Source organism: Providencia rettgeri (genome assembly GCF_013702265.1).
GTDB lineage: Bacteria > Pseudomonadota > Gammaproteobacteria > Enterobacterales > Enterobacteriaceae > Providencia > Providencia zhijiangensis.
In genome coordinates this window covers 72,851-98,324 of sequence record NZ_CP059348.1, presented here as the reverse complement: position 1 = coordinate 98,324, position 25,474 = coordinate 72,851, and the positions used below count along the sequence as shown (strand labels likewise).

General features: G+C 45.4%; 22 protein-coding genes and 1 pseudogene. 21 read left to right on the top strand and 2 right to left on the bottom strand.

What is annotated here, in order from left to right:
* Window positions 1–30: 30 nt before the first annotated feature.
* The 18 genes and pseudogenes from mioC to H0913_RS00325 all read left to right on the top strand — a co-directional run.
* The gene (gene mioC, locus H0913_RS00410; RefSeq protein ID WP_154603239.1) at window positions 31–477 is read left to right on the top strand and encodes an FMN-binding protein MioC; all 447 of its coding nucleotides are present in this window, start codon (window positions 31–33) and stop codon (window positions 475–477) included.
* 376 nt (window positions 478–853) lie between these two features.
* Window positions 854–2,743, top strand: coding sequence for a tRNA uridine-5-carboxymethylaminomethyl(34) synthesis enzyme MnmG (gene mnmG / locus H0913_RS00405; protein WP_181477771.1), 1,890 nt, complete (start codon window positions 854–856; stop codon window positions 2,741–2,743).
* Window position 2,744: 1 nt separating this feature from the next.
* The gene (gene rsmG, locus H0913_RS00400) at window positions 2,745–3,368 is read left to right on the top strand and encodes a 16S rRNA (guanine(527)-N(7))-methyltransferase RsmG (RefSeq protein WP_181477770.1); all 624 of its coding nucleotides are present in this window, start codon (window positions 2,745–2,747) and stop codon (window positions 3,366–3,368) included.
* Window positions 3,369–3,958: 590 nt separating this feature from the next.
* Window positions 3,959–4,333 carry a F0F1 ATP synthase subunit I gene (gene atpI, locus H0913_RS00395; RefSeq protein WP_181477769.1) on the top strand — a complete coding sequence of 125 codons (375 nt, stop codon included), beginning with the start codon at window positions 3,959–3,961 and terminating at the stop codon, window positions 4,331–4,333.
* Between the two features lie 33 nt (window positions 4,334–4,366).
* Window positions 4,367–5,185 (top strand): F0F1 ATP synthase subunit A, encoded by an 819-nt coding sequence (gene atpB / locus H0913_RS00390; protein WP_006660652.1) that lies wholly within the window; start codon window positions 4,367–4,369, stop codon window positions 5,183–5,185.
* A 47-nt stretch (window positions 5,186–5,232) separates the two neighbouring features.
* The gene (atpE, locus tag H0913_RS00385) at window positions 5,233–5,472 is read left to right on the top strand and encodes a F0F1 ATP synthase subunit C (RefSeq protein ID WP_004246596.1); all 240 of its coding nucleotides are present in this window, start codon (window positions 5,233–5,235) and stop codon (window positions 5,470–5,472) included.
* A gap of 57 nt (window positions 5,473–5,529) precedes the next feature.
* Entirely contained in the window at window positions 5,530–6,000 is a 471-nt protein-coding gene (atpF, locus tag H0913_RS00380; RefSeq protein WP_181477768.1) for a F0F1 ATP synthase subunit B, read from the top strand.
* Between the two features lie 12 nt (window positions 6,001–6,012).
* On the top strand, window positions 6,013–6,546 hold the full coding sequence (gene atpH / locus H0913_RS00375; protein ID WP_036950613.1) for a F0F1 ATP synthase subunit delta: 534 nt from the start codon (window positions 6,013–6,015) through the stop codon (window positions 6,544–6,546).
* A 14-nt stretch (window positions 6,547–6,560) separates the two neighbouring features.
* The gene (atpA, locus tag H0913_RS00370; protein WP_132496978.1) at window positions 6,561–8,102 is read left to right on the top strand and encodes a F0F1 ATP synthase subunit alpha; all 1,542 of its coding nucleotides are present in this window, start codon (window positions 6,561–6,563) and stop codon (window positions 8,100–8,102) included.
* A 55-nt stretch (window positions 8,103–8,157) separates the two neighbouring features.
* The gene (gene atpG / locus H0913_RS00365; RefSeq protein WP_006660648.1) at window positions 8,158–9,021 is read left to right on the top strand and encodes a F0F1 ATP synthase subunit gamma; all 864 of its coding nucleotides are present in this window, start codon (window positions 8,158–8,160) and stop codon (window positions 9,019–9,021) included.
* Between the two features lie 34 nt (window positions 9,022–9,055).
* Window positions 9,056–10,438, top strand: a complete 1,383-nt coding sequence (atpD, locus tag H0913_RS00360) for a F0F1 ATP synthase subunit beta (protein WP_006660647.1) — start codon at window positions 9,056–9,058, stop codon at window positions 10,436–10,438.
* Between the two features lie 21 nt (window positions 10,439–10,459).
* Entirely contained in the window at window positions 10,460–10,885 is a 426-nt protein-coding gene (locus H0913_RS00355) for a F0F1 ATP synthase subunit epsilon (RefSeq protein ID WP_006660646.1), read from the top strand.
* Between the two features lie 123 nt (window positions 10,886–11,008).
* Window positions 11,009–12,379, top strand: coding sequence for a bifunctional UDP-N-acetylglucosamine diphosphorylase/glucosamine-1-phosphate N-acetyltransferase GlmU (gene glmU, locus H0913_RS00350; RefSeq protein ID WP_181477767.1), 1,371 nt, complete (start codon window positions 11,009–11,011; stop codon window positions 12,377–12,379).
* 256 nt (window positions 12,380–12,635) lie between these two features.
* Entirely contained in the window at window positions 12,636–14,468 is a 1,833-nt protein-coding gene (gene glmS, locus H0913_RS00345) for a glutamine--fructose-6-phosphate transaminase (isomerizing) (RefSeq protein WP_181477766.1), read from the top strand.
* Between the two features lie 159 nt (window positions 14,469–14,627).
* Entirely contained in the window at window positions 14,628–15,449 is an 822-nt protein-coding gene (locus H0913_RS00340; protein WP_001029679.1) for a TnsA endonuclease N-terminal domain-containing protein, read from the top strand.
* Window positions 15,436–17,544: a DDE-type integrase/transposase/recombinase gene (locus tag H0913_RS00335; RefSeq protein WP_000267723.1), complete on the top strand. Its 2,109-nt coding sequence runs from the start codon at window positions 15,436–15,438 to the stop codon at window positions 17,542–17,544. Before H0913_RS00340 ends, H0913_RS00335 begins: the two co-directional genes overlap by 14 nt.
* Window positions 17,541–19,208: an AAA family ATPase gene (locus H0913_RS00330; protein WP_001276994.1), complete on the top strand. Its 1,668-nt coding sequence runs from the start codon at window positions 17,541–17,543 to the stop codon at window positions 19,206–19,208. The genes H0913_RS00335 and H0913_RS00330 overlap by 4 nt, the downstream gene beginning before the upstream one ends.
* 2 nt (window positions 19,209–19,210) lie before the next feature.
* Window positions 19,211–19,822 (top strand): annotated as a pseudogene (locus H0913_RS00325) (TniQ family protein); the annotation flags it as partial.
* Window positions 19,823–20,010: 188 nt separating this feature from the next.
* Here H0913_RS00325 and H0913_RS00320 read toward each other — a convergent pair.
* Window positions 20,011–21,585 carry a PAS domain-containing methyl-accepting chemotaxis protein gene (locus H0913_RS00320; protein WP_071538080.1) on the bottom strand — a complete coding sequence of 525 codons (1,575 nt, stop codon included), beginning with the start codon at window positions 21,583–21,585 and terminating at the stop codon, window positions 20,011–20,013.
* Window positions 21,586–21,609: 24 nt separating this feature from the next.
* Here H0913_RS00320 and H0913_RS00315 point away from each other — a divergent pair, with 24 nt between their 5' ends.
* Complete coding sequence (locus H0913_RS00315; protein WP_001067855.1) at window positions 21,610–22,314, top strand: IS6-like element IS26 family transposase; 705 nt, start codon at window positions 21,610–21,612, stop codon at window positions 22,312–22,314.
* Between the two features lie 274 nt (window positions 22,315–22,588).
* On the opposite strand, the gene intI1 is transcribed toward H0913_RS00315, so the two are convergent.
* Window positions 22,589–23,602 (bottom strand): class 1 integron integrase IntI1, encoded by a 1,014-nt coding sequence (intI1, locus tag H0913_RS00310; protein ID WP_000845048.1) that lies wholly within the window; start codon window positions 23,600–23,602, stop codon window positions 22,589–22,591.
* A 291-nt stretch (window positions 23,603–23,893) separates the two neighbouring features.
* On the opposite strand from intI1, the gene aac(6')-Ib reads away from it, so the two are divergent.
* Together aac(6')-Ib and H0913_RS00300 are read left to right on the top strand one after the other, a co-directional pair.
* The gene (aac(6')-Ib, locus tag H0913_RS00305) at window positions 23,894–24,448 is read left to right on the top strand and encodes an AAC(6')-Ib family aminoglycoside 6'-N-acetyltransferase (protein ID WP_064765190.1); all 555 of its coding nucleotides are present in this window, start codon (window positions 23,894–23,896) and stop codon (window positions 24,446–24,448) included.
* A gap of 130 nt (window positions 24,449–24,578) precedes the next feature.
* The gene (locus H0913_RS00300) at window positions 24,579–25,409 is read left to right on the top strand and encodes an oxacillin-hydrolyzing class D beta-lactamase OXA-1 (RefSeq protein WP_001334766.1); all 831 of its coding nucleotides are present in this window, start codon (window positions 24,579–24,581) and stop codon (window positions 25,407–25,409) included.
* Window positions 25,410–25,474: the final 65 nt, after the last annotated feature.

Sequence of the window (25,474 nt, the reverse complement as noted above, 5' to 3'; positions counted from 1 at the left end):
AGCGCCCTGTTAATGTGAAAGAGAGTAACCATGAGCGTAACAAAAGTAACCTTAATTAGTGGCAGTACCATGGGCAGCGCCGAATATGTTGCGGAGCATATGGCAGAGATTTTAGAAGAACTCGGCTATGAAACGGATATACAGCACGGTCCTGAACTGGATGACTTACCACTTGAAGGGTTATGGCTGGTGGTGAGCTCAACACATGGAGCAGGGGATCTTCCCGAAAATATCCAAGCTTTAGCGGAAGCAATTCAAACTCAGTCACCAGACCTGAGCAAGATCAAGTATGGCGCAGTAGGGATTGGCAGTTCGGAATATGACACTTTTTGTGGTGCGATCCATACCCTAGATACCTTATTACAGGATCATGGGGCAAAAAGGATCGGTGATTGCTTTGAAATTGATGTTCAGCAACACGAAATTCCTGAAGATCCTGCAGGAGAATGGGTTAAAATTTGGGCAAACGAACTCTGATCTGTTCAAATTAACCGCAAACAACTGTGGATAACTCCGGTAAGATCATGGTATTAACCGGTAGTTATCCAGATTATAAGTTTTAGGTCGTCTAAGGCCTGTGCATAAGTCCCTGTTTTGATCCCAGCTTATACGCAAAAGGATCACGGATCATTCACAGTATATGATCCTTTACACTTTGATGATCTTTAAAGTGAAAATTCACTTATTCACAGAAACCGTCGATCCTAATAAAAGATCTAATAAAGAGATCTTTAAATAAAAAAGATCTTTATATTATATAGGCGAGAGGCCAGGGCTTGGTCTCTCCATCAAACTTGAGTAGAATTCACTCCTCGAATGCAGAATCCGCATTTTCTAACGTTAAGGTTCACACATGTTTTATCCAGAGCAATTTGACGTCATCGTAATTGGTGGTGGTCATGCCGGTACTGAGGCAGCAATGGCAGCTGCACGTATGGGGCGTCAAACCCTATTACTGACTCACAATATTGATACATTGGGCCAGATGTCTTGCAACCCAGCCATCGGTGGGATCGGTAAGGGACATCTGGTAAGAGAAATTGATGCCCTCGGTGGTTTAATGGCTACCGCAACTGACAAAGCGGGTATTCAATTTAGAACACTTAATGCAAGTAAAGGCCCAGCGGTTCGTGCAACTCGCGCACAAGCAGACCGCGTGCTCTATCGCCAAGCTGTTAGAACTGCATTAGAGAATCAGCCAAACTTAATGATCTTCCAACAACCTGTTGAAGATCTGATTGTTGAAAATAACCGAGTTACCGGTGCTGTTACCCGCATGGGCTTAAAATTTAAAGCCAAAGCGGTGGTATTAACCGTAGGTACTTTCCTTGATGGAAAAATTCATATCGGTTTAGAAAACTACAGTGGCGGTCGTGCTGGTGATCCACCCGCAATTACGTTATCTCAACGTTTAAGAGAATTGCCATTACGTGTAAACCGCTTAAAAACGGGTACACCACCACGTATTGATGCAAGAACTATTGATTTCAGTCAGTTAGCTCAACAGCTAGGTGATGATCCAATGCCAGTATTCTCATTTTTAGGTTCACAAGAGCAGCATCCACAACAAGTGCCTTGCTACATCACCTATACCAATGAGCAAACCCATGATGTGATCCGTAATAACTTAGATCGCAGCCCAATGTATGCAGGGGTCATCGAAGGGATCGGCCCTCGTTACTGTCCTTCAATTGAAGACAAAGTGATGCGTTTTGCAGATAAAAACGCTCACCAGATCTTCTTAGAGCCAGAAGGTTTAACCAGCAACGAAATTTATCCAAACGGGATCTCCACCAGCTTGCCATTTGATGTTCAAATGAAAATTGTTCATTCCATGAAGGGAATGGAAAATGCAAGGATCGTCCGTCCTGGTTATGCCATTGAGTACGATTTCTTTGACCCGCGTGATCTAAAACAAACTCTCGAAAGCAAATTTATCGAAGGCTTGTTCTTTGCGGGTCAAATCAACGGTACAACAGGTTATGAAGAAGCTGCAGCTCAAGGTTTATTAGCGGGTCTTAACGCTGCACAACATGCATTTGACCTTGAAGGTTGGTTCCCACGTCGTGACCAAGCCTATGTAGGCGTTTTAGTTGACGACCTGTGCACATTAGGTACCAAAGAACCGTACCGTATGTTCACTTCTCGTGCGGAATACCGTTTGATGCTGCGTGAAGATAACGCCGATTTACGTTTAACCGAGAAAGGGCGTGAATTAGGTTTAGTGGATGATGTTCGTTGGGAGCACTTCAACCGCAAAGTCGAAATGATCGAAAAAGAACGCCAACGCTTAAAAGATATCTGGGTTCACCCTAAATCTGATAACCATGAAGAAATCGACCAAATTTTAACCGTTCCATTATCGAAAGAAGCGAATGGTGAAGATTTACTACGTCGTCCTGAAATGACGTATCAAATGCTGACCTCGTTAAATCTGTTTGCTCCGGGTGTTGAAGATCCTCAAGCGGCAGATCAAGTTGAAATTCAAGTGAAATACGAAGGTTACATTGCTCGCCAGCAAGAAGAGATCGAACGTCAACTGCGTAATGAAAATACATTACTCCCTGTTGATCTAGACTATAAGCAAGTGAAAGGCTTATCCAACGAAGTCATGGCGAAACTGAATGACCACAAACCAACGTCAATTGGTCAAGCATCTCGTATTTCAGGGATCACACCAGCAGCAATTTCAATTCTGTTAGTGTGGCTCAAAAAACAAGGCATGTTGCGTCGGAGTGCATAATATGGATTTACTCAGCAAACTGACAAAGCTATTGGCAAAAGCTGACATCCAATTGACTGACAAGCAAAAACAGCAGTTAGTCGATTATGTCGGTTTATTGCATAAGTGGAACAAAGCGTACAATTTAACGTCGGTACGTGAGCCGGAACAAATGTTAGTTCGCCACATCATGGACAGCATCGTGGTGAACGATCACCTCAAGGGCGACAAATTTATCGACGTAGGAACGGGCCCAGGGCTTCCTGGCGTTCCTTTAGCGATCATTCGACCTGATGCTCACTTTGTTTTATTGGATAGCTTAGGGAAGCGTATACGCTTTCTGAAACAGGTTCAGCATGAGTTAGGGCTAACTAACATTGAGCCTGTTCAATCTCGAGTAGAAGAGTATCCAGTTGAAGATGGATTTGATGGCGTAATTAGCCGAGCTTTTGCATCACTCAACGATATGCTGAGTTGGTGCCACCATCTTCCTGCAAGGGAAGGGCGCTTTTATGCATTAAAAGGTGTAGTTCGTGATGAAGAACTCACACAGTTGCCAGAAGGCTTTGAAATTGAGTCCATTACAGAGCTAAAAATTCCCGAATTAGACGAACAGCGTCACTTGGTTAAATTATTCAAAAAATAACGTAGTTTTTAGTAAAATTATTTTATCTTTTAGAGCGGTAGCCGTACATTTACAATGTTACGGCTATTTTTATATATAATTAAAATAAAGATAATTTAAATTCACTTATTATTTACAGAATATTAACGAATATATATCAAAAATAATCACATTAATGGTAATAATATTCCTAATCTAATATTCTTACTAAATCGTTTTAGCATTAATAATGAAATATCCAAATTATCTTTTCATTTTTTTGTCTAAAAAATAACAAATTTAATTATTTGATTTATGGCTTAAAAACAGGATTCTAACCAGATAAAGAGTGTGGTTATTAATCAAGAGATTAAGATTTGTTGTGATCTTAATCACATAAAGTTATTTTTAGGGGACTAATCGTTAATAAATTATTAATCCCACCTGTCTTAATTCTGCGCTATCTCGAAAAAATTAAATATTTATTCACCTTTTCGCTACTTACTGATTGAATTCATTTCGCCTGCCCGTATAATTTGCACGTTTTTGTCTCTTGACACATTTAAGCAAAGGCAGTTTTATTACAACCCTTAGCGTTTCTTAGGCTGAGAGAGCTGGGAGTACACAAAGTTATGTCTGTTTCCCTTTATGGCAGTAATGCTTCTAAGCAACTGTCTATTCAGTTAATAACTTTTGTAATCCTCAGTGGGGCTTTCTGTGCAAATAGTATAGAATGGGGGGCCTCTGCTCTTGCTGGTGGGTTAGCATGCTGGTTACCTAATATCGTATTTATGCTGCTATCACGCCTTGAAAAAGCAAAAGAAGAGGATGAACCTGTCCGCATTGCCTGGTTCTTTGCATTAGGAGCAGGGTTAAAGGTTGTGACAACTATTACTGTCTTAGTTGTTGCTTTTGGTGTGTTTAAAGCGTCAATAACACCACTGGGTTTGACCTATTTAGCGGTGCTGATTGTTCAGATTGTTGCACCAGCCGTTGTAAAACGGTAAGTATTTTTAAACTACAAAAGGGTAAGAGGCATCATGTCTGCATCAGGAGAAGTGATGACTACAAATGAGTACATAGGTCACCATCTGAGAAACCTTCAGTTGGATCTACGTACCTTTGAGTTGGTCGATCCCCACGCTAGTCCAACGTTTTGGGCGTTAAACATTGACTCGCTTTTTTTCTCAGTAGTTCTCGGGGCTTTATTCCTGTGGCTATTTAGAAAAGTTGCTGCCAATGCGACTAGTGGCGTACCCGGTAAGTTACAGACTGCAATAGAACTGATCATTGGTTTCGTTGATAACTCAGTCCGTGATATGTATCACGGGAAGAGCAAAGTTATTGCCCCTCTGGCATTAACGGTGTTCGTCTGGGTATTTTTAATGAACCTTCTGGATCTACTTCCAATTGATTTCATCCCATACATCGGTGAACACTACTTAGGTTTACCTGCTCTGCGTATTGTTCCAACCGCAGATGTGAGTATCACGATGTCGATGGCAATTGGTGTGTTTATCCTAATAATCTTTTACAGCATCAAGATGAAAGGAATTGGCGGATTCACGAAAGAGCTCACTATGCAGCCTTTCAACCATCCGGTATTTATCCCTGTAAACTTGATTCTTGAAGGGGTTAGCCTGCTGTCAAAACCTGTATCACTCGGTCTGCGACTGTTTGGTAACATGTATGCAGGTGAATTGATCTTTATTCTTATCGCGGCTCTGCTTCCGTGGTGGTCACAGTGGTTGTTAAGCCTGCCTTGGGCTATCTTCCACATACTGATTATTACGCTACAAGCCTTTATTTTTATGGTTCTGACTGTTGTCTATCTGTCGATGGCTTCTGAAGAGCACTAATTTTATTAATCAATAATTGTATTAACTGAAACAAACTGGAGACTGTCATGGAAAACCTGAGTATGGATCTGCTGTACATGGCTGCCGCTATTATGATGGGTTTAGCGGCGATCGGTGCTGCGATCGGTATCGGCATCCTAGGTGGTAAATTTTTAGAAGGCGCTGCTCGTCAGCCAGATTTAATTCCTCTGCTGCGTACACAGTTCTTTATCGTAATGGGTCTGGTCGATGCTATTCCGATGATTGCTGTTGGTCTGGGCTTATATGTAATGTTCGCTGTTGCCTAATTAACGTTCGGCACACATTAAGAACATTAACTAACTAATAAATAAGAGGTATTGTCTGTGAATCTAAATGCAACAATCCTCGGCCAGGCTATCGCGTTTGTCCTGTTTGTTTTGTTCTGTATGAAGTATGTATGGCCACCGATTATGGCGGCCATAGAAAAACGTCAAAAAGAAATTGCTGACGGTTTATCTTCCGCAGAACGTGCTAAAAAGAACCTGGAACTGGCGCAAACCGACGCAACCGACCGACTGAAAAAAGCGAAAGCTGAAGCTCAAATCATCATTGAACAAGCGAATAAACAACGCACTCAAATGATTGATGAAGCTAAAGCTGAAGCAGAAACAGAACGTGCAAAAATCGTAGCACAAGCGCAAGCTGAAATTGATGCTGAGCGTAAACGTGCACGTGAAGAGTTACGTAAACAGGTTGCGATGCTTGCTATCGCAGGTGCCGAGAAGATCATCGAACGTTCCGTGGATGAAGCTGCTAACAGCGACATCGTTGATAAACTAGTCGCTGAACTGTAAGGAGGGAGGGGCATGTCTGAAATCGCTACTGTAGCTCGCCCCTACGCCAAAGCAGCTTTTGACTTTGCTGTGGAAAACCAAGCTGTTGCTAAATGGCAGGAAATGCTGGCCTTCACCTCTGAGGTGACGCGCAATGAACAGGTTGGTGAGCTGCTTTCTGGTTCTATTGCACCAGAAACATTAGCTAAAACGTTTATCTCTGTTTGTGGAGATGAAATTGACGAGCATGTTCAAAATCTGATTCGTGTTATGGCGGAAAACGGTCGTTTAACAACGATGCCAGAAGTATTAGCTCAATTTATCCAATTGCGCGATACGCTGGAATCAACTGTTGAAGTTGATGTTCTTTCTGCGAACGAACTGAGTGAACAGCAGTCAGCTAAAATTTCTGCCGCGATGGAAAAACGTCTGTCACGCAAAGTTAAGCTGAATTGCAAAATTGACAAGTCTGTTATTGCTGGAGTGATCATTCGTGCGGGAGACCTCGTCATTGACGGTAGTGTCCGCGGTCGCTTAGAGCGTTTAACTGACGTCTTGCAGTCTTAAGGGGACTGGAGCATATGCAACTGAATTCCACCGAAATCAGCGAACTGATCAAACAGCGTATTGCTCAGTTCGATGTTGTGAGTGAAGCTCACAATGAAGGTACGATTGTTTCCGTTAACGACGGTATCATTCGTATTCACGGTTTAGCCGAAGTCATGCAGGGTGAAATGATCGCTCTGCCTGGCAACCGTTACGCAATTGCACTGAACTTAGAGCGTGACTCTGTTGGTGCGGTTGTTATGGGTCCTTATGCTGACTTAGCAGAAGGCATGAAAGTTAAATGTACTGGTCGTATTCTTGAAGTTCCAGTAGGCCGTGGCCTGTTAGGACGTGTAGTGAATACACTGGGTCAACCAATTGATGGTAAAGGTCCTGTTGAGCACGATGGCTTCTCTCCTGTAGAAGTTATTGCTCCGGGTGTTATCGACCGTCAATCCGTTGATCAACCTGTACAGACTGGTTATAAATCAGTCGATGCGATGATTCCAATCGGCCGTGGCCAGCGTGAGCTTGTCATCGGTGACCGTCAAACTGGTAAAACAGCTCTGGCGATCGATGCGATCATCAACCAGCGTGATTCTGGCATCAAATGTGTTTACGTTGCTATCGGACAGAAAGCATCAACTATCTCTAACGTAGTACGTAAACTGGAAGAACACGGCGCTCTGGAAAACACTATCGTTGTTGTTGCAACTGCATCTGAATCAGCTGCACTGCAATACTTAGCACCATACTCTGGTTGCGCGATGGGTGAATATTTCCGTGACCGCGGTGAAGATGCTCTGATCGTTTATGATGACCTGTCTAAACAGGCTGTCGCATACCGTCAAATTTCACTGTTGCTGCGTCGTCCACCAGGACGTGAAGCATACCCAGGTGATGTTTTCTATCTGCACTCCCGTTTACTTGAGCGTGCTGCTCGTGTTAACGCTGATTACGTAGAAGCATTCACTAAAGGTGAAGTGAAAGGCCAAACTGGTTCATTGACTGCTCTGCCAATCATTGAAACTCAAGCGGGTGACGTTTCTGCATTCGTACCAACAAACGTAATTTCGATTACTGATGGTCAGATCTTCCTGGAATCTAACCTGTTTAACTCTGGTATTCGTCCAGCAGTTAACCCAGGTATTTCAGTATCTCGTGTTGGTGGTGCTGCTCAGACTAAAATCATTAAGAAACTGTCTGGTGGTATCCGTACAGCACTAGCTCAATACCGTGAACTGGCAGCGTTTGCTCAGTTTGCTTCCGACCTCGATGACGCAACTCGTAAACAGTTGAGCCACGGTCAGAAAGTAACTGAACTGCTGAAACAGAAACAGTATGCACCAATGTCAGTAGCAGAGCAGGCACTGTCTCTGTTCGCTGCAGAACGTGGGTATCTGGACGATGTTGAGTTAGCAAAAATTGGTGCATTCGAAGCTGCATTAGTTTCATTTGCACAGCGCGAGCATGCTGACCTTATGAACGAAATTGGTCTGGCGGGCAAATATAACGATGATATCGAAGCTAAGTTGAATAAACTGCTCGAATCATTCAAAGCCACCCAGTCCTGGTAATACTATTCGGCCCGTGAATTTTTATGGGCCGTCTGGTTAATAAGGAGAAGCAGAAATGGCCGGCGCAAAAGAGATACGTTCCAAGATTGGAAGCGTGCAAAACACGCAGAAGATCACTAAAGCGATGGAAATGGTCGCGGCGTCCAAAATGCGTAAAACGCAGGAACGCATGGCGGCCAGCCGTCCTTATGCAGAAACCATGCGCAGTGTGATTGGTCACCTTGCATTAGGTAATCTGGAATATAAACACCCATATCTCGAAGAGCGTGAAGTTAAGCGCGTCGGGTATTTGGTTGTTTCAACAGACCGTGGTCTGTGTGGTGGTTTGAACGTTAACCTGTTCAAAAAACTGCTGGCAGACATGAAAACGTGGTCTGAGAAAAACGTTCAGGTTGATTTGGCTTTAATCGGTTCTAAAGCGGTAGCATTCTTCGGTTCTGTAGGCGGCAATGTCGTTTCACAAGTAACCGGAATGGGGGATAACCCGACCCTTTCTGACCTGATTGGCCCAGTTAACTCTATGCTACAAGCCTATGATGAAGGGCGTTTAGATAAACTGTATGTGGTGAACAACAAGTTCGTCAATACAATGTCTCAAGAGCCAACAATTCTTCAATTACTGCCATTGCCTGCAAGCGATGACGAAACACTGAAGAAGAAATCTTGGGATTATTTATATGAACCCGATCCTAAGGCGTTGCTGGATACCCTGCTGCGTCGTTATATCGAGTCGCAGGTTTATCAGGGCGTCGTTGAAAACCTAGCTAGTGAGCAGGCCGCTCGAATGGTAGCGATGAAAGCCGCTACAGATAACGGTGGAAACCTGATCAAAGAGTTGCAGTTGGTTTACAACAAAGCTCGTCAGGCCAGCATTACTCAGGAACTGACCGAGATCGTTTCTGGTGCTGCCGCGGTTTAACAGCTAGGTTTACGAATTACGTAGAGGATTCAAGATGGCTACTGGAAAGATTATCCAGGTAATCGGCGCCGTTGTGGACGTCGAGTTCCCTCAAGATAACGTACCAAAAGTGTACGATGCTCTTGAGGTTATTAACGGTAAAGAAAAACTGGTGTTGGAAGTTCAACAACAGTTAGGTGGTGGTGTTGTCCGTTGTATCGCAATGGGTACATCAGACGGTCTGAGCCGTGGTTTAGAAGTTGTAAACCTAGAGCACCCAATCGAAGTACCAGTCGGTAAAGCAACTCTGGGACGTATCATGAACGTTCTGGGTGAACCAATCGACATGAAAGGTGATATCGGCGAAGAAGAGCGCTGGTCTATTCACCGTGCTGCACCAAGCTACGAAGAGTTAGCTAACTCAACTGAACTGCTGGAAACCGGTATCAAAGTAATGGACTTAATCTGTCCATTCGCGAAAGGTGGTAAAGTAGGTCTGTTCGGTGGTGCGGGTGTTGGTAAAACAGTAAACATGATGGAACTGATCCGTAACATCGCGATTGAGCACTCAGGTTACTCAGTGTTTGCCGGTGTTGGTGAGCGTACCCGTGAAGGTAACGACTTCTATCATGAAATGACCGACTCAAACGTTCTGGATAAAGTATCACTGGTTTATGGCCAGATGAACGAGCCACCAGGAAACCGTCTGCGTGTTGCGCTGACTGGTCTGACTATGGCTGAGAAATTCCGTGACGAAGGTCGTGACGTACTGCTGTTCGTTGACAACATTTATCGTTATACACTGGCAGGTACTGAAGTATCAGCACTGTTAGGTCGTATGCCATCAGCAGTAGGTTACCAACCAACGCTGGCGGAAGAGATGGGTGTTCTGCAAGAACGTATTACCTCAACTCAAACTGGTTCTATCACTTCCGTTCAAGCGGTATACGTACCAGCGGATGACTTGACTGACCCATCACCAGCAACCACCTTTGCTCACTTAGACGCAACTGTAGTTCTGAGCCGTCAAATCGCATCTCTGGGTATCTACCCTGCGGTTGACCCTCTGGATTCTACCAGCCGTCAATTAGACCCACTGGTAGTTGGTCAAGAGCACTATGATGTTGCTCGTGGCGTTCAGTCTATTCTGCAACGTTACCAAGAACTGAAAGATATTATTGCAATCCTGGGTATGGATGAACTGTCTGAAGAAGACAAACTGGTTGTTGCTCGTGCTCGTAAGATCCAGCGCTTCCTGTCTCAACCATTCTTCGTTGCAGAAGTCTTTACCGGTTCACCAGGTAAGTTCGTTTCTCTGAAAGACACTATCCGTGGCTTCAGCGGCATCCTGAACGGTGATTACGACCACCTGCCAGAACAAGCGTTCTACATGGTTGGTACCATTGAAGAAGCTGTGGAAAAAGCGAAAAAGCTTTAATCCATCTGACGAGAGGTTGATATGGTAGCTGCAATGACATACTACCTGAAAGTAGTAAGCGCGGAAAAACAGATGTTTGAAGGCTTAGTACAAAAAATTCAGGTGACAGGTAGTGAAGGTGAGTTGGGGATTTATCCGCAGCATACCCCGCTGCTGACTGCCATAAAACCGGGCATGGTACGCATTACGAAGCAGTTTGGTGAAGAAGAACTAATTTACCTCTCCGGCGGTATCTTAGAAGTTCAACCAACTGGTGTTATCGTACTCGCTGATACAGCGATCCGTGGTAAAGATTTAGACGAAGCTCGTGCAGTGGAAGCTAAACGCAAAGCGGAAGAACATGTCCGCAAAGCACACGGCGATGTTGATTATGCTCAGGCATCAGCAGAACTTGCAAAAGCAATAGCGAAACTTCGAGTTATCGAGTTAACTAAAAAGCTTATGTAATGATAGCAATATAGAAAAAGCCAGTTAGTTTGACTAACTGGCTTTTTTATTTGTGCGAAATATGTAGTAATTTATGCAGGAAATAGGTTTACTTTCACCCCAAAGTTGGAGTTTCAGGAAAATATGACTGTGCAAAGAAAAAGTGTCGTGATTTTAGCTGCCGGTAAAGGCACACGGATGTATTCAGACTTACCTAAAGTTCTGCATTTACTCGCAGGTAAACCAATGGTTCAGCATGTGATTGATACTGCGAAATCAATCGGTGCGTCGGATATTCATCTGGTATACGGACATGGCGGTGATTTACTGAAAGAAAAACTGGGTGAACAAAACCTCAATTGGGTTCTGCAAGCAGAGCAACTGGGTACCGGTCACGCAATGCAGCAAGCCGCTCCCCACTTCCAAGATGACGAAGACATTGTCATGCTGTATGGCGATGTACCTCTGATTGCGAAAGACACATTACAACGACTGGTAGAAGCTAAGCCAGAAGGCGGCATTGGCTTACTGACAGTTATCCTCGATAACCCAGCCGGTTATGGTCGCATTATCCGTGAAAACGGCGAAGTCGTTGGTATCATCGAACAGAAAGATGCCAGCGAAGAGCAGCGTAAAATCCAAGAAATCAACACCGGTATTATGGTCGCAAGCGGCAAAGACTTTAATCGCTGGCTGAGCCAACTGAACAATAACAATGCCCAAGGTGAATACTACATCACCGACATCATTGCCCTTGCTCATAAAGAAGGTAATAAAATTGCGACTGTTCACCCAAGCCACCTCAGTGAAATGGAAGGGGTTAATAACCGTCTGCAATTAGCGGCGTTAGAGCGCATCTACCAAAAAGAACAAGCTGAAAAATTACTGTTAGCGGGTGTGATGCTTATCGATCCTGCGCGTTTTGATATTCGCGGAACCTTAACTCACGGTCGCGATGTGGTGATCGACACTAACGTGATCATCGAAGGTAACGTGACGCTGGGTAATAACGTTCAGATCCAAACTGGCTGCGTACTGAAAAACTGTGTGATTGGCGATAACTCAGTTATCAGCCCATACTCAGTGATTGAAAATTCTGAATTATCCACGGAATGTACTGTTGGACCTTTCGCTCGTTTACGCCCTGGTGCTAAATTAGCAGCGAAATCCCATGTGGGTAACTTTGTTGAAATGAAAAATGCCACGCTGGGCTTAGGCTCTAAAGCAGGCCACTTAAGCTATCTGGGTGATGCTCAGATTGGTGATAACGTGAACATCGGTGCAGGTACCATTACGTGCAACTATGATGGCGCGAATAAATTTAAAACGGTTATTGGTGATGATGTGTTTGTGGGTTCAGACACACAATTAGTCGCACCAGTCACTGTAGCCAATGGCGCAACCATTGGTGCTGGCACCACAGTTACCCGTGATGTTAATGAAGGTGAACTGGTGGTTAGCCGCGTGAAACAGACTCATATTAAAAACTGGCAGCGCCCAGTAAAGAAAAAATAAGTAAATAAAACATAAGTAAATAGAGAGGAGAGATATTCAAGTCTCTCCTATGATTAGCTATGAATGAATCAGCTATCTAAGAATTAGCAGTCTAAGCAATGTCGGTCAGTATTTTTTAATATAAAAATCGCTACAAAGTAGCAAACAAAACAATAAATTCCCCGTTTCTACAAGGCTGGGGAACAGCGAAAGCTGAACAATAATCAGGTTGCGACAATAAGAGGGGAATAACCCCTTTATTTAGGAATAACTTAATATGTGTGGAATTGTTGGTGCTGTCGCACAACGTGATATCGCGGAAATTCTGTTAGAAGGTCTTCGCCGTTTAGAATACCGTGGTTATGACTCTGCGGGGATGGCGGTGGTTGATCATGAAGGTCATCTGCAACGCTTACGTGAAGTCGGCAAAGTACAAATGCTGGCGGAAGAAGCAGAAAAGACCCCAGTTTCTGGTGGAACAGGTATCGCGCATACCCGCTGGGCGACTCATGGTATTCCAAGCGAGCGTAACGCTCACCCTCATACCTCGGGTTACATTGCCGTCGTTCATAACGGAATTATCGAGAACTATTTAGAACTGAAAGAAGAGCTGAAAAAACTCGGCTATATCTTTAGTTCAGACACTGACACTGAAGTGATTGCGCACCTTGTTCATCATGAACAGCAGCAAGGCGGCACATTACTGGAAGTGGTTCAGCGCGTGATCCCTCAATTACGTGGCGCTTATGGCACCGTGATTATGGATAGCCGCAACCCAGAATTATTAGTCGCAGCACGCTCTGGTAGCCCGTTGGTTATCGGTTTGGGTGTTGGCGAAAACTTCTTAGCTTCTGACCAACTGGCATTATTGCCTGTGACTCGCCGTTTTATTTACCTAGAAGAAGGGGATATTGCGGAAGTTACTCGTCGCACTGTGCGTATTTTTGATAAGCAAGGCGCACCAGTTGAACGTGAGCAAATCGAATCGAATGTTCAATACGATGCAGGTGATAAAGGTGCATACCGCCATTACATGCAAAAAGAGATTTATGAACAGCCGATGGCGATTAAAAACACCCTCGAAGGGCGTTTTAACCAAGATAATGGTATCGACCTTAGCGAGTTAGGTCCAAAAGCTAACGAAATTCTGTCTAAAGTCGACCATATCCAAATCGTCGCCTGCGGAACTTCGTACAACGCAGGTATGGTTGCGCGTTACTGGTTTGAATCACTGGCGGGTATCCCTTGCGACGTGGAAATTGCGTCTGAATACCGTTACCGCAAACCGGCACACCGTAAAGGCAGCTTGATGATCACCATTTCCCAATCAGGGGAAACGGCGGACACACTAGCCGCTCTGCGTTTGTCTAAAGAACTGGGTTACTTAACGTCTCTGGCGATTTGTAACGTTGGCGCATCTTCATTAGTCCGTGAATCTGAGTTTTCGCTGATGACCAAAGCGGGCGCGGAAATTGGCGTCGCTTCCACCAAAGCATTCACAACCCAATTAACGGTATTGTTGATGCTGGTGGCGTATATGGGACGCTTGAAAGGGGCTAACCCAGAACTGGAAGAGCGTATTGCTCATGCACTTCACGCACTGCCAGCGCGTATTGAAAGCATGCTGTCTCAAGACAAAGTGATTGAAGCGTTAGCGGAAGATTTCTCAGACAAAAACCATGCGCTGTTCTTAGGTCGTGGCGATCAGTTCCCTATCGCTGTTGAAGGCGCTCTGAAACTGAAAGAGATTTCGTATATCCACGCTGAAGCATATGCCGCGGGCGAATTAAAACATGGCCCATTAGCATTAATTGATGCAGATATGCCGGTTATCATTGTTGCTCCGAACAACGAACTGTTAGAAAAACTGAAATCTAACATTGAAGAAGTTCGCGCGCGTGGTGGTCTGCTGTATGTGTTCGCTGACCAAGATGCTGGTTTTGTGGCAAGTGAAAACATGAAAATTGTTCCCCTGCCACATGTGGAAGAGTTGATCGCCCCAATTTTCTACACTGTTCCTCTGCAGCTGCTTTCTTACCATGTTGCGTTAATCAAAGGAACTGACGTCGATCAACCGCGTAACTTGGCAAAATCAGTGACTGTTGAGTAATCGCCCACTGATTTAAAAATCCAGCTGTGGGCGGACAATAAAGTCTTAAACTGAACAAAATAGATCTAAACTATGACAATAAAGTCTTAAACTAGACAGAATAGTTGTAAACTGAAATCAGTCCAGTTATGCTGTGAAAAAGCATACTGGACTTTTGTTATGGCTAAAGCAAACTCTTCATTTTCTGAAGTGCAAATTGCCCGTCGTATTAAAGAGGGGCGTGGCCAAGGGCATGGTAAAGACTATATTCCATGGCTAACAGTACAAGAAGTTCCTTCTTCAGGTCGTTCCCACCGTATTTATTCTCATAAGACGGGACGAGTCCATCATTTGCTATCTGACTTAGAGCTTGCTGTTTTTCTCAGTCTTGAGTGGGAGAGCAGCGTGCTAGATATACGCGAGCAGTTCCCCTTATTACCTAGTGATACCAGGCAGATTGCAATAGATAGTGGTATTAAGCATCCTGTTATTCGTGGTGTAGATCAGGTTATGTCTACTGATTTTTTAGTGGACTGCAAAGATGGTCCTTTTGAGCAGTTTGCTATTCAAGTCAAACCTGCAGCAGCCTTACAAGACGAGCGTACCTTAGAAAAACTAGAACTAGAGCGTCGCTATTGGCAGCAAAAGCAAATTCCTTGGTTCATTTTTACTGATAAAGAAATAAATCCCGTAGTAAAAGAAAATATTGAATGGCTTTATTCAGTGAAAACAGAAGAAGTTTCTGCGGAGCTTTTAGCACAACTATCCCCATTGGCCCATATCCTGCAAGAAAAAGGAGATGAAAACATTATCAATGTCTGTAAGCAGGTTGATATTGCTTATGATTTGGAGTTAGGCAAAACATTGAGTGAGATACGAGCCTTAACCGCAAATGGTTTTATTAAGTTCAATATTTATAAGTCTTTCAGGGCAAATAAGTGTGCAGATCTCTGTATTAGCCAAGTAGTGAATATGGAGGAGTTGCGCTATGTGGCAAATTAATGAGGTTGTGCTATTTGATAATGATCCGTATCGCATTTTGGCTATAGAGGATGGCCAAGTTGTCTGGATGCAAATAAGCGCTGATAAAGGAGTTCCACAAGCTAGGGCTGAGTTGTTGCTAATGCAGTATTTAGATGAAGGCCGCTTAGTTAGAACTGATGACCCTTATGTACATCTTGATTTAGAAGAGCCGTCTGTAGATTCTGTCAGCTTCCAGAAGCGCGAGGAGGATTATCGAAAAATTCTTCCTATTATTAATAGTAAGGATCGTTTCGACCCTAAAGTCAGAAGCGAACTCGTTGAGCATGTGGTCCAAGAACATAAGGTTACTAAGGCTACAGTTTATAAGTTGTTACGCCGTTACTGGCAGCGTGGTCAAACGCCTAATGCATTAATTCCTGACTACAAAAACAGCGGTGCACCAGGGGAAAGACGTTCAGCGACAGGAACAGCAAAGATTGGCCGAGCCAGAGAATATGGTAAGGGTGAAGGAACCAAGGTAACGCCCGAGATTGAACGCCTTTTTAGGTTGACCATAGAAAAGCACCTGTTAAATCAAAAAGGTACAAAGACCACCGTTGCCTATAGACGATTTGTGGACTTGTTTGCTCAGTATTTTCCTCGCATTCCCCAAGAGGATTACCCAACACTACGTCAGTTTCGTTATTTTTATGATCGAGAATACCCTAAAGCTCAGCGCTTAAAGTCTAGAGTTAAAGCAGGGGTATATAAAAAAGACGTACGACCCTTAAGTAGTACAGCCACTTCTCAGGCGTTAGGCCCTGGGAGTCGTTATGAGATTGATGCCACGATTGCTGATATTTATTTAGTGGATCATCATGATCGCCAAAAAATCATAGGAAGACCAACGCTTTACATTGTGATTGATGTGTTTAGTCGGATGATCACGGGCTTTTATATCGGCTTTGAAAATCCGTCTTATGTGGTGGCGATGCAGGCTTTTGTAAATGCTTGCTCTGACAAAACGGCCATTTGTGCCCAGCATGATATTGAGATTAGTAGCTCAGACTGGCCGTGTGTAGGTTTGCCAGATGTGTTGCTAGCGGACCGTGGCGAATTAATGAGTCATCAGGTCGAAGCCTTAGTTTCTAGTTTTAATGTGCGAGTGGAAAGTGCTCCACCTAGACGTGGCGATGCTAAAGGCATAGTGGAAAGCACTTTTAGAACACTACAAGCCGAGTTTAAGTCCTTTGCACCTGGCATTGTAGAGGGCAGTCGGATCAAAAGCCATGGTGAAACAGACTATAGGTTAGATGCATCTCTGTCGGTATTTGAGTTCACACAAATTATTTTGCGTACGATCTTATTCAGAAATAACCATCTGGTGATGGATAAATACGATCGAGATGCTGATTTTCCTACAGATTTACCGTCTATTCCTGTCCAGCTATGGCAATGGGGTATGCAGCATCGTACAGGTAGTTTAAGGGCTGTGGAGCAAGAGCAGTTGCGAGTAGCGTTACTGCCTCGCCGAAAGGTCTCTATTTCTTCATTTGGCGTTAATTTGTGGGGTTTGTATTACTCGGGGTCAGAGATTCTGCGTGAGGGTTGGTTGCAGCGGAGCACTGATATAGCTAGACCTCAACATTTAGAAGCGGCTTATGACCCAGTGCTGGTTGATACGATTTATTTGTTTCCGCAAGTTGGCAGCCGTGTATTTTGGCGCTGTAATCTGACGGAACGTAGTCGGCAGTTTAAAGGTCTCTCATTTTGGGAGGTTTGGGATATACAAGCACAAGAAAAACACAATAAAGCCAATGCGAAGCAGGATGAGTTAACTAAACGCAGGGAGCTTGAGGCGTTTATTCAGCAAACCATTCAGAAAGCGAATAAGTTAACGCCCAGTACTACTGAGCCCAAATCAACACGCATTAAGCAGATTAAAACTAATAAAAAAGAAGCCGTGACCTCGGAGCGTAAAAAACGTGCGGAGCATTTGAAGCCAAGCTCTTCAGGTGATGAGGCTAAAGTTATTCCTTTCAACGCAGTGGAAGCGGATGATCAAGAAGATTACAGCCTACCCACATACGTGCCTGAATTATTTCAGGATCCACCAGAAAAGGATGAGTCATGAGTGCTACCCGGATTCAAGCAGTTTATCGTGATACGGGGGTAGAGGCTTATCGTGATAATCCTTTTATCGAGGCCTTACCACCATTACAAGAGTCAGTGAATAGTGCTGCATCACTGAAATCCTCTTTACAGCTTACTTCCTCTGACTTGCAAAAGTCCCGTGTTATCAGAGCTCATACCATTTGTCGTATTCCAGATGACTATTTTCAGCCATTAGGTACGCATTTGCTACTAAGTGAGCGTATTTCGGTCATGATTCGAGGTGGCTACGTAGGCAGAAATCCTAAAACAGGAGATTTACAAAAGCATTTACAAAATGGTTATGAGCGTGTTCAAACGGGAGAGTTGGAGACATTTCGCTTTGAGGAGGCACGATCTACGGCACAAAGCTTATTGTTAATTGGTTGTTCTGGTAGTGGGAAGACGACCTCTCTTCATCGTATTCTAGCCACGTATCCTCAGGTGATTTACCATCGTGAACTCAATGTAGAGCAGGTGGTGTATTTGAAAATAGACTGCTCGCATAATGGTTCGCTAAAAGAAATCTGCTTGAATTTTTTCAGAGCGTTGGATCGAGCCTTGGGCTCGAACTATGAGCGTCGTTATGGCTTAAAACGTCATGGTATAGAAACCATGTTGGCTTTGATGTCGCAAATAGCCAATGCACATGCTTTAGGGTTGTTGGTTATTGATGAAATTCAGCATTTAAGCCGCTCTCGTTCGGGTGGATCTCAAGAGATGCTGAACTTTTTTGTGACGATGGTGAATATTATTGGCGTACCAGTGATGTTGATTGGTACCCCTAAAGCACGAGAGATTTTTGAGGCTGATTTGCGGTCTGCACGTAGAGGGGCAGGGTTTGGAGCTATATTCTGGGATCCTATACAACAAACGCAACGTGGAAAGCCCAATCAAGAGTGGATCGCTTTTACGGATAATCTTTGGCAATTACAGCTTTTACAACGCAAAGATGCGCTGTTATCGGATGAGGTCCGTGATGTGTGGTATGAGCTAAGCCAAGGAGTGATGGACATTGTAGTAAAACTTTTTGTACTCGCTCAGCTCCGTGCGCTAGCTTTAGGCAATGAGCGTATTACCGCTGGTTTATTGCGGCAAGTGTATCAAGATGAGTTAAAGCCTGTGCACCCCATGCTAGAGGCATTACGCTCGGGTATCCCAGAACGCATTGCTCGTTATTCTGATCTAGTCGTTCCCGAGATTGATAAACGGTTAATCCAACTTCAGCTAGATATCGCAGCGATACAAGAACAAACACCAGAAGAAAAAGCCCTTCAAGAGTTAGATACCGAAGATCAGCGTCATTTATATCTGATGCTGAAAGAGGATTACGATTCAAGCCTGTTAATTCCCACTATTAAAAAAGCGTTTAGCCAGAATCCAACGATGACAAGACAAAAGTTACTGCCTCTTGTTTTGCAGTGGTTGATGGAAGGCGAAACGGTAGTGTCAGAACTAGAAAAGCCCTCCAAGAGTAAAAAGGTTTCGGCTATAAAGGTAGTCAAGCCCAGCGACTGGGATAGCTTGCCTGATACGGATTTACGTTATATCTATTCACAACGCCAACCTGAAAAAACCATGCATGAACGGTTAAAAGGGAAAGGGGTAATAGTGGATATGGCGAGCTTATTTAAACAAGCAGGTTAGCCATGAGAAACTTTCCTGTTCCGTACTCGAATGAGCTGATTTATAGCACTATTGCACGGGCAGGCGTTTATCAAGGGATTGTTAGTCCTAAGCAGCTGTTGGATGAGGTGTATGGCAACCGCAAGGTGGTCGCTACCTTAGGTCTGCCCTCGCATTTAGGTGTGATAGCAAGACATCTACATCAAACAGGACGTTACGCTGTTCAGCAGCTTATTTATGAGCATACCTTATTCCCTTTATATGCTCCGTTTGTAGGCAAGGAGCGCCGAGACGAAGCTATTCGGTTAATGGAGTACCAAGCGCAAGGTGCGGTGCATTTAATGCTAGGAGTCGCTGCTTCTAGAGTTAAGAGCGATAACCGCTTTAGATACTGCCCTGATTGCGTTGCTCTTCAGCTAAATAGGTATGGGGAAGCCTTTTGGCAACGAGATTGGTATTTGCCCGCTTTGCCATATTGTCCAAAACACGGTGCTTTAGTCTTCTTTGATAGAGCTGTAGATGATCACCGACATCAATTTTGGGCTTTGGGTCATACTGAGCTGCTTTCAGACTACCCCAAAGACTCCCTATCTCAATTAACAGCACTAGCTGCTTATATAGCCCCTCTGTTAGAGGGGGAACCGCAGAATTCGGAAAAAATCGTACGCTAAGCTAACGGTGTTCTCGTGACAGCTCTTTGACTAGGCTTTCTAAGGCCATTCTGATAGCCCTGACTTCCTGAAAAGCCATGGCTAAAATTTGTGCGGCTAAAAGGGATAACCGATGGTAAAGTAAGTTATCCCTGTCGAGATACTGAAAAGCGTTATCCTCGTTTTTCCCAAAACTGTTTTGCCAGTTCGCTCAGAGCGCTAGTTAACTGAGCGACAGATTTCGCACTTTGCAAATTATTCTGCCCGGTCTGTACATTGGTATCAGCAGCATCGCGTATATTGATAATACTGCGGTTTATGTCTTCACTTACTGCTCCCTGCTGCTCGACCGCAGTCGCTATTTGCGCGTTCATGTCGGTAATTTCGTTAACGCGTTGGCCAATTCCATCAAGAGCTGTAGCTGCTTCCTCTGCGTGAGCTACACTCGTGTGCGCTTGCCGACTACTTTGCTCCATGACTGTAACAGCGGATTGCGCTCGCTCTTGTAGAGCGCTGATCATGCTTTGAATATCCGTTGTCGATTGCTGTGTGCGAGCAGCAAGACTGCGAACCTCATCGGCGACAACAGCAAAACCACGCCCCTGCTCACCAGCACGCGCGGCCTCAATTGCTGCGTTGAGTGCCAACAAATTCGTTTGCTCGGCGATCCCTCGTATAACGTCAAGAACTTTTGATATCTCGTTACTTTGACCTTCAAGCTCATGAATAACCTGAGTGGCTTGCCTAATTTCACCTTCAAGGGCAGTGATTGACTGGCTTGTGTGGGCTACCAGACGCTGGCCAGATGCCGTCTCAGTGTCTGCTCTTCCGGCCGCATCTGCAGCATGCTGTGCATTGCTCGCAACCTCTTGAATGCTTGCCACCATTTGGTTTACTGCCGTTGCTATTTGATCTGTCTCTGCCTGCTGCTCAACTGTAAGTACATTGCTTGACTCAATATCCTTTAGTAGGCCTCGGGTGTGTTCGCTAAGCCGATTTGATGCATCACCTATGCGACCTACTATGGCGCCTGTTTCAGCTTGCATCATTCGTAAAGCAAACTCTATTTGGCCAAACTCATCGGTGCGCCCAGTGTAGAGGGATTGACTTAATGGGTTATTGGAAATATTCCTGGCTCTTTCAACCAGTCTTCCAAGAGGAGAGAGAATAGCCAAAACACTAACAGAGCTTAAGCTTCCTGACATTAAAGTGGCTAACAATAAGCTGCTTATTGATGTATCAGTAAGCATGCCGGCAGCCATTGCGCTTGATATAATACTACCCCATATGAGCAAGAGTATTTTCACGGAAAAGCTAGCAGCCAATTTCGGCCTCGCGGCCTTCCCGCTTCTCAATTGAGCATATAATTTTTCCGCAGCCAAAACCTGCTCAGGTTCAGGCTTGGTCCTTACAGACTGGTATTCAACAATCGAACCATTCTTAGCTATTGGCGTTACATAAGCACTTACCCAATAGTGGTCGCCATTTTTACAGCGATTTTTTACTAGCCCCATCCATGAGCGGCCAGATTTTAATGTACTCCACATATGCTCAAATGCAGCAGGCGGCATATCTGGGTGTCTTACGATGTTGTGAGGCTGGCCTAATAGTTCTTCCTCAGTGAAACCACTGATTTTAATGAAGTCAGGATTAACGTACGTGATATGGCTTTGAGGGGAGGTAGTCGAAAGAATATTGGCATCTTTTGGGGCACTGTTGCAAATAGTCGGTGGTGATAAACTTATCATCCCCTTTTGCTGATGGAGCTGCACATGAACCCATTCAAAGGCCGGCATTTTCAGCGTGACATCATTCTGTGGGCCGTACGCTGGTACTGCAAATACGGCATCAGTTACCGTGAGCTGCAGGAGATGCTGGCTGAACGCGGAGTGAATGTCGATCACTCCACGATTTACCGCTGGGTTCAGCGTTATGCGCCTGAAATGGAAAAACGGCTGCGCTGGTACTGGCGTAACCCTTCCGATCTTTGCCCGTGGCACATGGATGAAACCTACGTGAAGGTCAATGGCCGCTGGGCGTATCTGTACCGGGCCGTCGACAGCCGGGGCCGCACTGTCGATTTTTATCTCTCCTCCCGTCGTAACAGCAAAGCTGCATACCGGTTTCTGGGTAAAATCCTCAACAACGTGAAGAAGTGGCAGATCCCGCGATTCATCAACACGGATAAAGCGCCCGCCTATGGTCGCGCGCTTGCTCTGCTCAAACGCGAAGGCCGGTGCCCGTCTGACGTTGAACACCGACAGATTAAGTACCGGAACAACGTGATTGAATGCGATCATGGCAAACTGAAACGGATAATCGGCGCCACGCTGGGATTTAAATCCATGAAGACGGCTTACGCCACCATCAAAGGTATTGAGGTGATGCGTGCACTACGCAAAGGCCAGGCCTCAGCATTTTATTATGGTGATCCCCTGGGCGAAATGCGCCTGGTAAGCAGAGTTTTTGAAATGTAAGGCCTTTGAATAAGACAAAAGGCTGCCTCATCGCTAACTTTGCAACAGTGCCCCCTCGGCTACCACCTCCATTGTCGTTTTCAGAAGACGGCTGCACTGAACGTCAGAAGCCGACTGCACTATAGCAGCGGAGGGGTTGGATCCATCAGGCAACGACGGGCTGCTGCCGGCCATCAGCGGACGCAGGGAGGACTTTCCGCAACCGGCCGTTCGATGCGGCACCGATGGCCTTCGCGCAGGGGTAGTGAATCCGCCAGGATTGACTTGCGCTGCCCTACCTCTCACTAGTGAGGGGCGGCAGCGCATCAAGCGGTGAGCGCACTCCGGCACCGCCAACTTTCAGCACATGCGTGTAAATCATCGTCGTAGAGACGTCGGAATGGCCGAGCAGATCCTGCACGGTTCGAATGTCGTAACCGCTGCGGAGCAAGGCCGTCGCGAACGAGTGGCGGAGGGTGTGCGGTGTGGCGGGCTTCGTGATGCCTGCTTGTTCTACGGCACGTTTGAAGGCGCGCTGAAAGGTCTGGTCATACATGTGATGGCGACGCACGACACCGCTCCGTGGATCGGTCGAATGCGTGTGCTGCGCAAAAACCCAGAACCACGGCCAGGAATGCCCGGCGCGCGGATACTTCCGCTCAAGGGCGTCGGGAAGCGCAACGCCGCTGCGGCCCTCGGCCTGGTCCTTCAGCCACCATGCCCGTGCACGCGACAGCTGCTCGCGCAGGCTGGGTGCCAAGCTCTCGGGTAACATCAAGGCCCGATCCTTGGAGCCCTTGCCCTCCCGCACGATGATCGTGCCGTGATCGAAATCCAGATCCTTGACCCGCAGTTGCAAACCCTCACTGATCCGCATGCCCGTTCCATACAGAAGCTGGGCGAACAAACGATGCTCGCCTTCCAGAAAACCGAGGATGCGAACCACTTCATCCGGGGTCAGCACCACCGGCAAGCGCCGCGACGGCCGAGGTCTTCCGATCTCCTGAAGCCAGGGCAGATCCGTGCACAGCACCTTGCCGTAGAAGAACAGCAAGGCCGCCAATGCCTGACGATGCGTGGAGACCGAAACCTTGCGCTCGTTCGCCAGCCAGGACAGAAATGCCTCGACTTCGCTGCTGCCCAAGGTTGCCGGGTGACGCACACCGTGGAAACGGATGAAGGCACGAACCCAGTGGACATAAGCCTGTTCGGTTCGTAAGCTGTAATGCAAGTAGCGTATGCGCTCACGCAACTGGTCCAGAACCTTGACCGAACGCAGCGGTGGTAACGGCGCAGTGGCGGTTTTCATGGCTTGTTATGACTGTTTTTTTGTACAGTCTATGCCTCGGGCATCCAAGCAGCAAGCGCGTTACGCCGTGGGTCGATGTTTGATGTTATGGAGCAGCAACGATGTTACGCAGCAGGGCAGTCGCCCTAAAACAAAGTTAGATGCACTAAGCACATAATTGCTCACAGCCAAACTATCAGGTCAAGTCTGCTTTTATTATTTTTAAGCGTGCATAATAAGCCCTACACAAATTGGGAGTTAGACATCATGAGCAACGCAAAAACAAAGTTAGGCATCACAAAGTACAGCATCGTGACCAACAGCAACGATTCCGTCACACTGCGCCTCATGACTGAGCATGACCTTGCGATGCTCTATGAGTGGCTAAATCGATCTCATATCGTCGAGTGGTGGGGCGGAGAAGAAGCACGCCCGACACTTGCTGACGTACAGGAACAGTACTTGCCAAGCGTTTTAGCGCAAGAGTCCGTCACTCCATACATTGCAATGCTGAATGGAGAGCCGATTGGGTATGCCCAGTCGTACGTTGCTCTTGGAAGCGGGGACGGATGGTGGGAAGAAGAAACCGATCCAGGAGTACGCGGAATAGACCAGTTACTGGCGAATGCATCACAACTGGGCAAAGGCTTGGGAACCAAGCTGGTTCGAGCTCTGGTTGAGTTGCTGTTCAATGATCCCGAGGTCACCAAGATCCAAACGGACCCGTCGCCGAGCAACTTGCGAGCGATCCGATGCTACGAGAAAGCGGGGTTTGAGAGGCAAGGTACCGTAACCACCCCATATGGTCCAGCCGTGTACATGGTTCAAACACGCCAGGCATTCGAGCGAACACGCAGTGATGCCTAACCCTTCCATCGAGGGGGACGTCCAAGGGCTGGCGCCCTTGGCCGCCCCTCATGTCAAACGTTGGGCGAACCCGGAGCCTCATTAATTGTTAGCCGTTAAAATTAAGCCCTTTACCAAACCAATACTTATTATGAAAAACACAATACATATCAACTTCGCTATTTTTTTAATAATTGCAAATATTATCTACAGCAGCGCCAGTGCATCAACAGATATCTCTACTGTTGCATCTCCATTATTTGAAGGAACTGAAGGTTGTTTTTTACTTTACGATGCATCCACAAACGCTGAAATTGCTCAATTCAATAAAGCAAAGTGTGCAACGCAAATGGCACCAGATTCAACTTTCAAGATCGCATTATCACTTATGGCATTTGATGCGGAAATAATAGATCAGAAAACCATATTCAAATGGGATAAAACCCCCAAAGGAATGGAGATCTGGAACAGCAATCATACACCAAAGACGTGGATGCAATTTTCTGTTGTTTGGGTTTCGCAAGAAATAACCCAAAAAATTGGATTAAATAAAATCAAGAATTATCTCAAAGATTTTGATTATGGAAATCAAGACTTCTCTGGAGATAAAGAAAGAAACAACGGATTAACAGAAGCATGGCTCGAAAGTAGCTTAAAAATTTCACCAGAAGAACAAATTCAATTCCTGCGTAAAATTATTAATCACAATCTCCCAGTTAAAAACTCAGCCATAGAAAACACCATAGAGAACATGTATCTACAAGATCTGGATAATAGTACAAAACTGTATGGGAAAACTGGTGCAGGATTCACAGCAAATAGAACCTTACAAAACGGATGGTTTGAAGGGTTTATTATAAGCAAATCAGGACATAAATATGTTTTTGTGTCCGCACTTACAGGAAACTTGGGGTCGAATTTAACATCAAGCATAAAAGCCAAGAAAAATGCGATCACCATTCTAAACACACTAAATTTATAAAAAATCTAATGGCAAAATCGCCCAACCCTTCAATCAAGTCGGGACGGCCAAAAGCAAGCTTTTGG